Genomic DNA, 12979 nt, shown 5'->3' with positions numbered 1-12979 from the left:
CTCCGATTTGTTTTACCCATAAACGTAAAGACGAGGAAGCATATGAAAACTGGCAATACATACAAAATTGCAGGTATCAATCTGGATATACATGGTGACAACAGATACCTGCTCAACAGGTTAAAAATATTTGAGGACAGCAATCCCAACCGTATAGATTTATTTGCCGAAACCCGGAGATGCCATCATATTGAAAAACCCGAGGGACAAATTGTAATTGATGAATTTGTCAAATGGATGAAAAAGGATGATAATGGCGGTTTCCATGTATTCAGGCTGGATACGGCCGGCAGGGATATTATGGCCCATATGGATATAAATAAGGATTGGAGCCGTAATATAATCAGGTGCCTTGATATCAAATTTAGTAAATCCGGGGATCCGGCAGAATTCGGAGATTGGATGGAATATTATTCATTCATGCTCATGGGTATAATTTTCAGGAACAGGCTCATAAACATGGGCGGAATAGTCATACATGCCTCGTCCATAGCCTGGAGGAACAGGGGGATTTTATTTACCGCACCGTCCGGGACGGGAAAATCAACGCATGTCGGCCTGTGGGAAAAGTACATTGGGGATGAGGTAACTGTTGTCAATGACGATACACCGGCTATCCGGTTTTTTGATGGAATTCCCACACTTTGCGGTACTCCGTGGAGCGGGTCCTCCGATAAATTTGCAAACCTTCAGGTGCCTGTGGGAGCAATAGTGGTTTTGAAACAGGCTCCCGAAAACAGTATTTCAAAATTATCCCCCCTTGAGGCCCTGCCCTGCTTAATGCCAAGGGCTTTTCTGCCTTATTTTGACAGAGAACTTATGGAAAAGGCTTATTCGGTACTGGATATGATCCTGCAAAAGGTGCCTGTATATTTACTCACGTGTACGCCTGAAAAGAAAGCTATGGAGTTGGTTTATGAATGTGTGAAACACTGAAAGTCAAAGCCGGAGAAATATTCCCTGTTGTACAGGAGCTCATTCAAATGGGCAGTAAAGTCCGGATAACAGTAACCGGAATGAGCATGTACCCCTTTCTGAGGGAAGAAAGGGACTGTGTGGAACTTGTGGGAACCAACTTCAAGGCTGTTGAAAAAGGAGATATAGTGCTGGTTCGCCGGGTTACGGGAGAGTATGTTTTACACAGGGTGCAGCGGAAAAAAGCTAATACCTTCTTTATGATAGGCGACGCCCAGAGCTGGATTGAAGGACCGGTATTTCCGGAACAGCTGCTGGCAAAGGCCGGGTCGGTGAGGCGGAATGGGCGTGATATCAGCTGTGATCAGCCGGTATTTAAGCTTTTAGCATTGGCCTGGCTGAATATCATACCTGTCCGCCGGTATATTCTCAGGGTCATAAGAATTTTAGGAAATATAAACAGAAGGTAAAAAGCAGAAGGTGTAAAATTGAGAATACATAAGGAATTTACAAAATTATTGGAGTATATCGCATGGATTGCGCGAAAATCAAAAAATTTTACCGGCAGTATAATATTAATTATTTTTCTCAATACCATCAGCGCTCTCAGTGGCGTCCTGGTTGCAATACTCTCAAAAAATGTAATTGATACTGCAGTAGCCGGGATTTTATCCAGAACAGTGCTCTTTGCCGCACTTTTTGGAGGAATTGTAATTGCAAACCTGGCAGTCAGAGCCCTTACATCCATGATGACCGCCAGGACCCAGGAACTGCTGTCAAACAATATGAGGCAGGCGCTTTTCAACAGGGTGGTTTCCACCCAATGGCTTGAGCTGACCAGATATCACAGCGGAGATGTATTGACCAGATTGTCAAGTGACGTGGGCAATGTTGCGGCCTGTGTAATAAGCACCCTTCCGGGCATAATCTCGCTGGGATTCCAATTGGCGGCCGCATTTGCAACATTGCTTGTATATGAACCTGCCCTGGCCTTTTTAGCCTTCATACTGGGGCCGGTTACAGTCCTCCTCAGCAAAATTTTGGGCAAGAAGCTGAAGGACATTCATATAAAAGTTCAGGAGACCGAAAGCGCCTACAAATCTTTTATTCAGGAAGCAATTGAAAATATTCTGGTCGTAAAGACGTTCTGTATGGAGAATAAAAGCCTTGAGAAAATAAGTAATCTTCATACAAACAGAATGCATTGGGTTATCCGGCGGAACCGCACCGGTGTGGCCGCAGGAACGGTGCTGGGCTTCGGGTACTGGGCAGGCTACTTTTCTGCTTTTTGCTGGGGGGCATATAAATTAAGTATCGGAGCAGCTACCTTTGGGACCTTAACTGCTTTCTTACAGCTGGTTCAACAGGTCCAGGGACCGTTCATCGGGCTGTCGGGCACACTTCCGCAGGTTATTGCGGCCATAGGCTCGGCTTCCAGGCTCATGGAGCTTGAGGAGCTTCCTCTGGAAGCTGCAGAGGTTAAAAAGCTGCCGGGCTGTACCGCATTGGGAATTGTCTTTAAGGATGTCACTTATTCCTATCAGGGGAATAAACCCGTATTAAAAAAGGTATCGGTCAGTATTAATCCCGGGGAGATTGTGGGGCTGGTGGGACCCTCCGGAGAGGGCAAGACGACTTTTATAAGAGTGATATTGTCACTGGTAAGGCCGGATGCGGGAGAGGCTGCGTTTGTAGACTTGAACGGGCAGAGGATAGGCATTTCCGCGGCTGCCCGGGAGTATGTGTCATATGTTCCGCAGGGCAATACACTTTTCAGCGGGACTATTGCCGAAAATTTGACGGCAGGTTGGCCCGGGGCCACAAGGGAACAGATGGAATGTGCCCTGCAAGCCTCCTGTGCCCTGGATTTCATAAGTGAGCTGCCCGAAGGGCTGGATACCGTAATAGGAGAGAAGGGTTTGGGGTTGTCGGAGGGGCAGGCCCAAAGGATTGCCATAGCCCGTGCAATGTTGAAAAAGAGCTCTGTTATGATACTGGATGAAGCGACCTCCTCACTGGATATAAATTCCGAGAGGAAGGTGCTGCAAAATATACGTGATATGCAGCCGGGGAGAACCTGTATAGTAATAACCCACCGGCCGGGTGCATTAAGTATCTGCTCACGGATCTTTAAGCTGAAGGACGGCAGACTGGCTGAAGAATTTAGAAAGCCTGATTTAACAGCCGTGGTGTAAGTGCTTAAAATGCCCGGATTTATAAAATTTATCCGTAAAAAAATCAATTTTAAGATATGTTAAATGCGAAAGGATATGGTATTAATGATTGACGTGCATAGTCATATAATTTTTGGTGTTGATGATGGCCCTTCAAGCCTGGAACAGTCGGTGGAAATGCTTAAGGAAGCCGATAGTATAGGAATACGGACAATTGTTGCAGCTCCTCATTTCCATGAAACAGTATACGAGCTTGAGCGGGTTGAAAATAATTATCAGGAGCTCCTGTACAGGGCAAAGGCTTACGATGTGGATATCAAACTTGCTTACGAAATATATGTTGAACAGGGGGCAAATTTCCATTTTATAAACCGGGTAAAGTCCGGCCTGGACAAATCAGGCCTAATGCTCTTTGAATTTCCGTACCGGGTATCACCTGAGAAGTGCGTTGAAAGTGTTTATGAGTTGAATTTACATAAAATTGTCCCGGTAATCGCGCATATCGAAAGGAACAGAAGTCTTTTGAGGGATTTTGGAAGTGTTGTTTCTCTCATTAAGGCAGGTTCGTATATACAGGTGGATGCGGCCAGCATCCTCGGTGTTTACGGGAGAAAAGTGAGGGAATACACAAAGAAGCTTATCCGGATGAGGCTGGTTGATATGGTTGCCTCAAATGCCCACTGTGCCGGGGACTATTCAAATTGGTATCTGGAGGCGTACAGTACCGTGGTGCGCTGGGCAGGCAAGGAGACTGCAGTTATGCTGTTCCACAGCAATGCGGAAAAGATTTTGGAAGAAAACCACGATAATGTTTTTATTCCAAATATGAGCAAGCCTTACGACTGGAGAAACTCCGGTGCAGCTTTGCTTCAAAACTAGCGGTCTGAACAGGCACCTCTTTTGAAAGGAAAAACAAAATATGAAAAATAATAAGTTTACAATTGAAAATATTGTTGAGAAAAGGGCATTGTTTGATAATGTGCCCTTTTATTATGAGCTTTTAAAGCGGAGCTTTGATATTATTGTCTCATTTACGGCACTTGTACTTCTTTCACCTGTTTTCCTCGCTGTTGCGGTATTTATCAAGCTGGATTCGGGAGGGCCGGTTTTATTCAGACAGAAAAGGAATGGCTTCAAAGGCCGGGTGTTTGAAATCTATAAATTCAGGTCAATGGTTGCCGATGCCGAAACAAAATTAGTTGAGCTGGAGGACAGGAACCAGGTGAGCGGCTTTGTCTTCAAAGTGAGGAATGATCCCAGGGTTACAAGAGTGGGCAGGGTTATCAGAAAAACAAGCATAGATGAACTTCCGCAGCTGATAAACATATTGAAGGGGGATATGAGCTTTGTGGGCCCGAGACCTCCTATCGAGAAGGAAGTGCAGCAGTATGAAAGCTGGCACAATCTGAGGTTGTCGGTAAGGCCCGGACTCACAGGCTTATGGCAGGTAAGCGGAAGGAACAGCATAGGCTTTGAGGACATGTGCAGGATGGACTTGAAATACATACGTGAAAGATGTCTTCTGTACGACCTCAAAATAATATTGAGAACCATTCCCGTACTGCTGGGAGACAGCAAGGCGTTCTGATACAAGGTAGCCTGACGGGGCATACGCTGATAAATTACCAAGGTCAATTACGGCTGAACGCCGATAGTAATTGACTTTGAATATATGCTATAATATTAATAAATTAAAATCTCAGAGAAAAAGAAAAAAGGTAAGGTATGAAAAAAATTATTGCGGTAACTCTGGTAATTCTTCTGGCAGCAGCTCTGGGTATATTTGCAGGGCTGTACTATATCGGGAATAAAATAGTTGATGAGACCATAGATGAAGGTATTTCCCTGCTGGAGGACATTGGTCCGGAACTGGGAGATATTGATGGAGATGTCTCGAAATCTCCCGCTGCCACAGAGGGTTCCGGTACCGGAACGGCAAAAGCCGACAACGAACAGAAAAACCCATTATCGGCTGAAAAGCTGAATGAAGTAAAGAAAAAAATTACGGCACAGGATAAAATGACCGCGGCTGCAATAGTTATGTCGAAATTCTCGACCGGTGACATTAAGGAATTGAAGGATATGCTGGCAGGTGGCCTCACTGAAGAGGAAAAGGAAAAAGCCCAGAAGATGGCTCTGGATAAATTTACAAGTGAAGATATTGAAAAATTTAAAGAGATGTACAATAAATATATGCTTGAAAAATAGAATGAATTCAAACAAAAGCAACTTATTTTATTAAATGACAATTAAATGTGCTATAATAAAAAACATATGATTTTTATCATATGTTTTTTATTTAACGGGGTATACGGCATAATGAATAAAAGGTTTATAATAACAATTTCATGGGTATTGGTTTTCCTCTGGATGCTGATAATATTCAGGCTGTCTTCGCAGGTGGCCGAGGATTCAAACGGACTGAGCCTCGGTATAACCGGTTTGCTGCAAAAGACCCTGGATAAAATTGTTCAAACAGATTCGGGAAGCTTGAACCATCTGGTCAGGAAGGGAGCACATTTCAGTGCTTATATGCTCCTGGCGGTGCTGTCCTCCAATGCGGTGCGCCAAAGCGGTATCAGGGGTTTGAAAAGCCTTGCCGCAGCACTTGGTATATGTGTCTTGTATGCCGCGAGTGATGAGATTCACCAGCTTTTTGTGGCCGGCAGGAGCGGACAGCCCCTGGATGTGCTGATAGACAGCCTTGGAGCCTGTGTGGGAATAGGGATTTTTACTCTTGTAAAGCATTGCCGATTGGGTAAAAATAGTAGACGGTTAAATAAACAAAGTACTTGATGCTTTCAGATATTTTAAGGTATAATAATCTATGGAGATAAAAATATGGAAAATCACTTATTTATTTTGAAGGAATTGCCATTAAATAAATATAGAAAAAAGTCTGTTTCAATAGCTGATTATAAGAGGGGATAGTCCCCTCTTTTTTAATGTTGAAGCACACTGCAATTTTAGAAAAATTGTCTTAAATTAGTGATTTAAATTTGTAGAAATTAGCTCAAAATAAATCTGACTTATATATTGACCTTTGGTATGTCAATATATAAAATATAACGAGGTGAGCACCAAGGAATAATTCAACATTCCTAAAATATAATTTTTTTTGCATTTCTATATATTGTATCGTATGAACATGTCGAGAGGAGTAAAACAATGTCAGTAAAGTATATCTTCGTAACTGGTGGTGTGGTTTCCGGATTAGGCAAGGGAATTACAGCGGCATCGTTGGGAAGGCTTTTAAAAGCAAGAGGTGTGCATGTAACAATTCAAAAATTTGACCCGTATATAAATGTTGACCCTGGCACAATGAGTCCATATCAGCATGGAGAGGTTTTCGTCACTGAAGACGGCGCTGAAACCGACCTGGATCTGGGGCATTACGAGAGATTTATCGATGAAAATCTCAGTAAAAACAGCAATGTGACTACCGGAAAAATATATTGGTCGGTCATCAGCAAAGAGAGAAAAGGTGACTTCCTCGGAGGCACGGTTCAGGTAATTCCCCACATTACAAATGAAATAAAGGAAAGAATTTATAGAGTAGGCAAGTCAGAGAGAACAGATGTTGTAATCACCGAAATAGGAGGAACTGTCGGTGATATTGAAAGTCTCCCGTTCCTCGAAGCAATCAGACAGGTATCCACAGAAATTGGCAGAGAAAATGTAATGTACATTCATGTTACCCTGGTTCCATTCCTGGGTAAGTCAGGTGAACTCAAAACAAAACCCACCCAGCACAGTGTAAAAGAATTGATCAGCCTGGGAATTCAACCCGACGTAATAGTTTGCAGAACTGAAAAGTTCCTTTCACAGGATTTGAAGGATAAAATAGCATTTTTCTGTAATCTTCCGGGCGGCGCTGTCGTTCAGAATCTCGATGCCGAGGTATTGTATGAAGTTCCCTTAATGCTCGAAAAAGAAGGACTTGCCAAAACAGTCTGCAGGAGATTGGGACTTAACTGCAATGAACCTGATCTATCCGAGTGGGAAGAGATGGTCAGCAGGCAGAAGAACCCCAAAGGTTCGGTGACAATAGCTCTCGTCGGCAAATATGTTGAATTGCATGATGCATATCTCAGTGTGGCAGAGTCATTGAGACATGGCGGAATTGGAAATGATCTGGAGGTTGAAATAAAATGGGTGAACTCCGAGGAGCTTGAAAGTGCCGACGTAAACGATTATCTCAGAGGAACTGACGGGATCCTTGTTCCCGGAGGCTTTGGAGACAGGGGTATAGAAGGAAAGATACTGGCCATAACCTACGCAAGGGAAAATAAGATTCCTTTCTTTGGAATATGCCTTGGCATGCAGATGGCAGTTGTTGAGTTTGCAAGGAATGCCGCAGGTTTGCATGATGCCAACAGCTCGGAATTCGGCGAAACACCATATCCAGTCATAGACTTGATGCCTGAACAGCGTGATATCGACGAAATGGGCGGTACCATGAGACTTGGTGTCTATCCCTGCAAAATCAATGATGGCACCATGATACAGAGGATTTATGCAGATGAGTTGATATATGAAAGACACAGGCACAGGTACGAGTTCAACAATGAATACCGTGACATATTGACTGAGGGCGGTATGGTATTGTCGGGACTTTCACCGAGCGGAAAGCTTGTGGAGACAATTGAACTCAAGAATCACCCCTGGTTTGTGGGTGTGCAGTTCCATCCGGAATTCAAATCCAGACCGAACAAACCCCATCCTCTTTTCAGGGATTTCATCAGAGCGGCATACGAGTATAAAAGCAGATAAATTTAATAATTTTCAATAAAAAACGATCGGATGGCTTTCAGGGCCGCCCGATCGTTTTTTTATGTCAAGATGTGTGCCATTACAGTCATAAATTATCCAGACTACCAGAATAATCCAATGAATATTGCCCTGAATTAAAAAGTTCATAAATTGTATAAAAAATCGTATTACTGACAATAATTATACATGAAACCTTATTTACTAAATATTGATAGGAATAAAAACTGATTGAATATAAACGAATATTTGATCAATGAATTGGGGACGGCGATGCTCAACGGTAATATCACCGGTGAAAATCGCAACAGGAGGGGAAAATTATGAGTAAGGGACTTTTATATTTAAAACCTGTAACTACCACCGGACAGAAGATGGCAAACATTATTAAAATATCCATAGCCGTGCTTCTTTTGGTAGTTCTTGCGGCATGGATAATTTCATACACTTACGCCGAAGATGTAAATGCAGGGCTTTCGCAAAATTTAGTCAGGCTTCATGTGGTTGCCAATAGTGATTCCGCTCCGGATCAGGCCTTAAAGCTGAAAGTCCGGGATGCCATTATAGAGTTTATGAAGGACAAGCTGGCAAATTCGAAGGATATTAATGAAACCAGGGCAATAATAAACGCCAACCTGGAAAATATTGAACAGGTATCCTCAAAAATTATTAAAGAGAATAATAGCAGCTATGGTGTCAAGGCATCCATGGGAAACTATTCTTTTCCCACAAAGACATATGGTGATATAGCGCTTCCGGCAGGAGAGTACCAGGCACTGAAAGTCGTTATAGGAGACGGTGCCGGTGCCAACTGGTGGTGTGTGCTGTTCCCGCCGCTGTGTTTTATAGATGCAACCCACGGGACCATACCCGATTCGGTAAAGCAGGATTTAAAGACTTCGCTGTCTGCAGAAGAGTTCAAGCTGATTACAACGTCAGACAGCAGTGAAGACATTCCCGTTAAAATAAAGTTCAAGGTTGTGGAACTTTTTGAGGGATCTAAAGTTAAGGTAACAGGTGCAGTAAATAAAATGTTCAAATAAACTGATGCAATGTAATTGAATCTTCCTTAAGCGGAAAAGCTATGTAGGCTGTAGTAACTACATAGCTTTTTCCGTTTAAAAAACTACATTAATTTTCCTGGTTGATATATAATAATAACATCATAAAAATTAATCGGCCTTTAACTGTGGCAGAAACGGCGGTATCCGATGTGGTTAATAAATTATATTGTCAGTCAGTCTGATTTTTATATATCAATGATATTAAGGCTTGCAGCTGCCTGTGTACTCGGCGGAATTATAGGTTTTGAACGTGAACATGTACATAGGCCTGCCGGACTCAGAACCCATATACTGGTATGTGTGGGCTCTGCTCTTGTGATGGTAACCTCTGAATTTATATATTTCCGTTATTCCTCCCATGTAAATGTGGATCCTGCCAGGCTTGGCGCCCAGGTTATAAGCGGAATAGGCTTTCTTGGTGCCGGCACAATCATAAAAGAAGGTATAAGTGTCAAAGGCCTGACAACCGCAGCCAGTCTATGGGCTGTATCCTGTGTGGGAATAGCCGTAGGTATAGGTTTTTATTCAGGAGCCATAATCGCCACTGTAATAATCTTCCTGATACTTGTTGTAATCAAGAAAACCCAGGGGAAAATTACAATGCAGAAAAACGCCAGACTGTTTATTCACACCCGGATTAAAAAGGGAGAAGTGAATGAATTATCCGGTTTAATTCAGGAAATGGGTGTCAAAATTAAAAGGACCGATTTTGTAAGCAGTGAGATAGACGGCGAAATGGTAATCCGCTTCACGCTTGACATCTCGGGTCAAATATCAATGGCTGAATTGATAGAAGCCATCCTGTGCCATGAGCATGTAAGGCGCGTCTACGAGGAATAGCATATGTGTTAATCAGCTTAAAATGCGGCTGGTTCTGAGACGAATTCAATATTCTTTTTATATTTCAAAAAAATGCTTGAGCAAATTAGGTCAGTAGGGATTTCGGTAATGCATCAAGAATTTCTTGGGAAATCCCCAAAAATTGATTAAGTGAACTTAATAAGTGCATAGCAAAGCTGACCATCACCATAGAAGTGTGGAGTATATTGAAAAAGGAAACTATTTTTTAATAACCCCTCCTGCAGGTGCAGGTGGTTTATAAAGTTTTTTTCGCGCAGCAGAGCAGAGACCAACATTACAGTTTTATGGGCTATTAATCGGACTCTTAGTTTGCGAGTTCTAGCCTCTTTGTATTTACGTGTCTGTAAAATCGGCAGATTGGTGCTGACCAATAAAGGCCGGAAAACTTGGAAAGAGCAGATATTAAACCTGCTGGAATGGCAGGACCGATACTTTTGGCTGATGTGGGACAAAGAGTGTCGGCTGTTAAAACCTTTGATTTCAATTATGATAGTTTTTTCAACCTTTTCTGTTTCTCAAGAGCCTTTATGTTAAAGGAACTGTCTATGGATGTATTAATTCTGTACGATTTACAAACCTGACCTTGGGGGGGATGCCAGCCGTCTTGGGGTCGGAAAAGAGGTCCTTACCATGTTCAACCAGCTAATCAAGCGGTCGGGCCAATATCATCTAAAGTGAGGAATTGTCTTTGTAAACATGTGGATAACACTAATCAAACTTGTTTCTATCACTAAAGCCAATAGCCCAAATATTAGAAAAATTTTTTGAGAATTAAGATAGACATAGTGGACTTGAATAATAAAGGCTCAGCTTAACATAGAAAAATAATCTGTGGAAGACACAAAGTGTCTGAGCCAATGGATTAATATAAAGCTATAGATTTTTTATTATTCTTTATATTCTTGGCTCTTATTACTAAATATATCATATATTTACAATATTTATAGTTTAGGCTATAATAAATTTATATTAGTATGGTTAAAAATAATATATTTGGCAGAAAAAAGGAGTTGGGAAGATGCTCGAAGGTAAAAAGTTAGTAGCAGTACTCTTAGTCTTTGTTTTACTTCTGCAAACATTCAGTTTTTCAGCAATGGGGATGCGGGATGTAAATTCATCCGCTTTCGGACAAAATGGTAGCCAGAAAAACGGTATCTCCGTTGACGGCACCCAAAGCAGTATGTCAAGCAATTCCATTCAAACAAACAATTCCGGTAAACCGGACAATATCGTACAAACCGATATAAATGCGCACGATTCCGAATCGGCAGCTCCTGCAGGCACTAACACCACATCATTTGCTGATGCAATACAACAGAACACACCAACAGTTCAGACCACTCCATCAGCGATATCGATTCCTCAGAATATAGAGGTTATAACTGACGAACATAGTCTATTTGTGAGCTGGAATAGGGTTGATGGAGCAGCAGGCTATGAAATATCTCTCAATGGAGATATCACCTGCGTCACAGCTGCAAGCTTTACATATTCCGACCTTGAACCCAATACACAATTTTTTTTTAAGGTCAGAGCATTTTGTGATGGTAACACCAGTGACTGGAGCCAACAGGTCAGTAAATATACACTGATTACTGCTCCAACCAATCTTACTGCAACCCAATCAAATACTTCTATAGATTTAACCTGGGAAGCTTCACCAGGAGCCGACAGTTACAGGATATACCGAAATGGTGTGGAAATAAGTAACTCAGACTCCAACTCATATAAAGATATAATTCTGGAACAGTTCAGTTCCTATACATACAAGGTAAAGGCAAATAGCCATAATGGAAACATGTCCGGCTTTAGTTCGGAGTTAGTTGTAACATCGGGCAATCTGACGGAAAGAAATAGTGAAACTCAGGAAAATGAAAGACTAGGAAGTGAAACATCTGGAGATAAAACGCCAGATAGTGAAGTACTGGTTACAATATCGGATTTAGGTATTCCGTCCACCATAACTACAGCAGCAACTGAAAATTCTATAACAATAAGTTATGATGTAGTTAAAAATGCGGAAAGTTATGATATTTCAATTAATGATAAAATTTATAATACAACTGGCTCAAGCATAACTGTTGATAACCTGGATCCAAACACTTTAAATGTTATAAAAGTGAGAACAGTAACTGGCCAGAATGTCAGTGAATGGAGCCAGCAAACAGAAAAGTATACATTGCTTTCAGTTCCTGAAAATTTTACAGCGGTTCCTTCGTCTGTATCCGTTAATTTGGTGTGGGATGCCGTACCTGGAGCCAGCCGATATGAAATATATAGGGATAATGTAAAAATTGGAGTAAGTGATGCGGATTCAGAAACTGATACTGGATTGATACCAGGGAATAAATATATTTACAACATTAAGTCGATTAATGACCAGGGTAATTATTCTAAAAAAAGCCAAGATGCTACCGTAACTATTGACGGGGATATACAAGTCCCAACAATACCTTCTGATTTTGAGGTCTCATCAATCACATCATGGTCGGCAACAGTGACATGGGGTGAGTCCACAGATAACATCGGTGTAGATCACTATGCCATATTTAGCGGAACAACGTTAATGACGACAACCAATGATACATATTATATATTAAACGGACTAACTCCAAATACCGAGTATTCGTTTACAGTAAAAGCAGTGGATATGGCAAATAATGAATCGGAAGCAAGTAATATCATTAAAGTGACAACGCTTGATGATGATTATGGGGACGATATAAACTCAGCTGGATTAATTGAATTGGGAATTGATACACCAGGGGTAATTAATTTTGATGGAGATAAAGATTATTTCAAATTTAGCGTAAGTACAGAGGGCAAATACATAATAAAAAGTATAAGTAATTTGGACACATATGGGAGTATTTATGACAGTAATGGTAATATGATAGGATTTAATGATGATGGCCCGGAAGACTATAATTTTTTAATAAATATCTATTTGGAATCTCAGCAAACTTATTATATAGAAATGCGTCTTTATGGTAGTGGGACAGGAGCATACACTATAAATATAAGCACGCCTGATATACAAGCACCAACAGTGCCGGAAGATTTAACCATATTAGCAGTGGTTGGTGGGACGGTATCATTGTCATGGTCACCATCCACTGATAATGAAGGGGTAGCAGGGTATGAAATCTACCGGGATGGTGTGCTGATAAAAACAGTACCTGGATCTATGTGTGA

General features: G+C 41.6%; 12 protein-coding genes. All 12 read left to right on the top strand.

Annotation, left to right across the window (positions count from 1 at the left end):
- Nucleotides 1-42 precede the first annotated feature (42 nt).
- Nucleotides 43-936, top strand: coding sequence for a hypothetical protein (locus T344_RS0112360; protein WP_027628980.1), 894 nt, complete (start codon nucleotides 43-45; stop codon nucleotides 934-936).
- Nucleotides 921-1385 carry a S24/S26 family peptidase gene (locus T344_RS0112355; RefSeq protein WP_027628979.1) on the top strand — a complete coding sequence of 155 codons (465 nt, stop codon included), beginning with the start codon at nucleotides 921-923 and terminating at the stop codon, nucleotides 1383-1385. The genes T344_RS0112360 and T344_RS0112355 overlap by 16 nt, the downstream gene beginning before the upstream one ends.
- 18 nt (nucleotides 1386-1403) lie before the next feature.
- Entirely contained in the window at nucleotides 1404-3110 is a 1707-nt protein-coding gene (locus tag T344_RS0112350) for an ABC transporter ATP-binding protein (protein ID WP_027628978.1), read from the top strand.
- 84 nt (nucleotides 3111-3194) lie between these two features.
- A complete protein-coding gene (locus T344_RS28135; protein WP_051571812.1) occupies nucleotides 3195-3968 on the top strand; it encodes a tyrosine-protein phosphatase in 774 nt (257 codons plus the stop codon).
- Between the two features lie 40 nt (nucleotides 3969-4008).
- Nucleotides 4009-4677: a sugar transferase gene (locus T344_RS0112340; RefSeq protein ID WP_027628977.1), complete on the top strand. Its 669-nt coding sequence runs from the start codon at nucleotides 4009-4011 to the stop codon at nucleotides 4675-4677.
- Nucleotides 4678-4814: 137 nt separating this feature from the next.
- Nucleotides 4815-5297 (top strand): hypothetical protein, encoded by a 483-nt coding sequence (locus T344_RS0112335; RefSeq protein ID WP_027628976.1) that lies wholly within the window; start codon nucleotides 4815-4817, stop codon nucleotides 5295-5297.
- 111 nt (nucleotides 5298-5408) lie between these two features.
- On the top strand, nucleotides 5409-5885 hold the full coding sequence (locus T344_RS0112330) for a VanZ family protein (protein ID WP_034861318.1): 477 nt from the start codon (nucleotides 5409-5411) through the stop codon (nucleotides 5883-5885).
- A 372-nt stretch (nucleotides 5886-6257) separates the two neighbouring features.
- Nucleotides 6258-7862 carry a CTP synthase gene (locus T344_RS0112325; protein ID WP_027628974.1) on the top strand — a complete coding sequence of 535 codons (1605 nt, stop codon included), beginning with the start codon at nucleotides 6258-6260 and terminating at the stop codon, nucleotides 7860-7862.
- 320 nt (nucleotides 7863-8182) lie between these two features.
- On the top strand, nucleotides 8183-8902 hold the full coding sequence (spoIIR, locus tag T344_RS0112320; RefSeq protein WP_004625521.1) for a stage II sporulation protein R: 720 nt from the start codon (nucleotides 8183-8185) through the stop codon (nucleotides 8900-8902).
- A 168-nt stretch (nucleotides 8903-9070) separates the two neighbouring features.
- Nucleotides 9071-9763 (top strand): MgtC/SapB family protein, encoded by a 693-nt coding sequence (locus tag T344_RS0112315; protein ID WP_034861314.1) that lies wholly within the window; start codon nucleotides 9071-9073, stop codon nucleotides 9761-9763.
- A gap of 407 nt (nucleotides 9764-10170) precedes the next feature.
- Entirely contained in the window at nucleotides 10171-10365 is a 195-nt protein-coding gene (locus tag T344_RS0112310; RefSeq protein WP_027628971.1) for a hypothetical protein, read from the top strand.
- 437 nt (nucleotides 10366-10802) lie between these two features.
- Nucleotides 10803-12979: fibronectin type III domain-containing protein (locus tag T344_RS28130; protein ID WP_034861312.1), on the top strand; the 2177-nt coding region annotated here is incomplete at its 3' end.

This window comes from Ruminiclostridium cellobioparum DSM 1351 = ATCC 15832, from assembly GCF_000621505.1.
Classification (GTDB): domain Bacteria; phylum Bacillota; class Clostridia; order Acetivibrionales; family DSM-1351; genus Ruminiclostridium; species Ruminiclostridium cellobioparum.
Note: the sequence above shows the minus strand (reverse complement) of the source record. Positions and strands in the feature narration are given on the sequence as shown.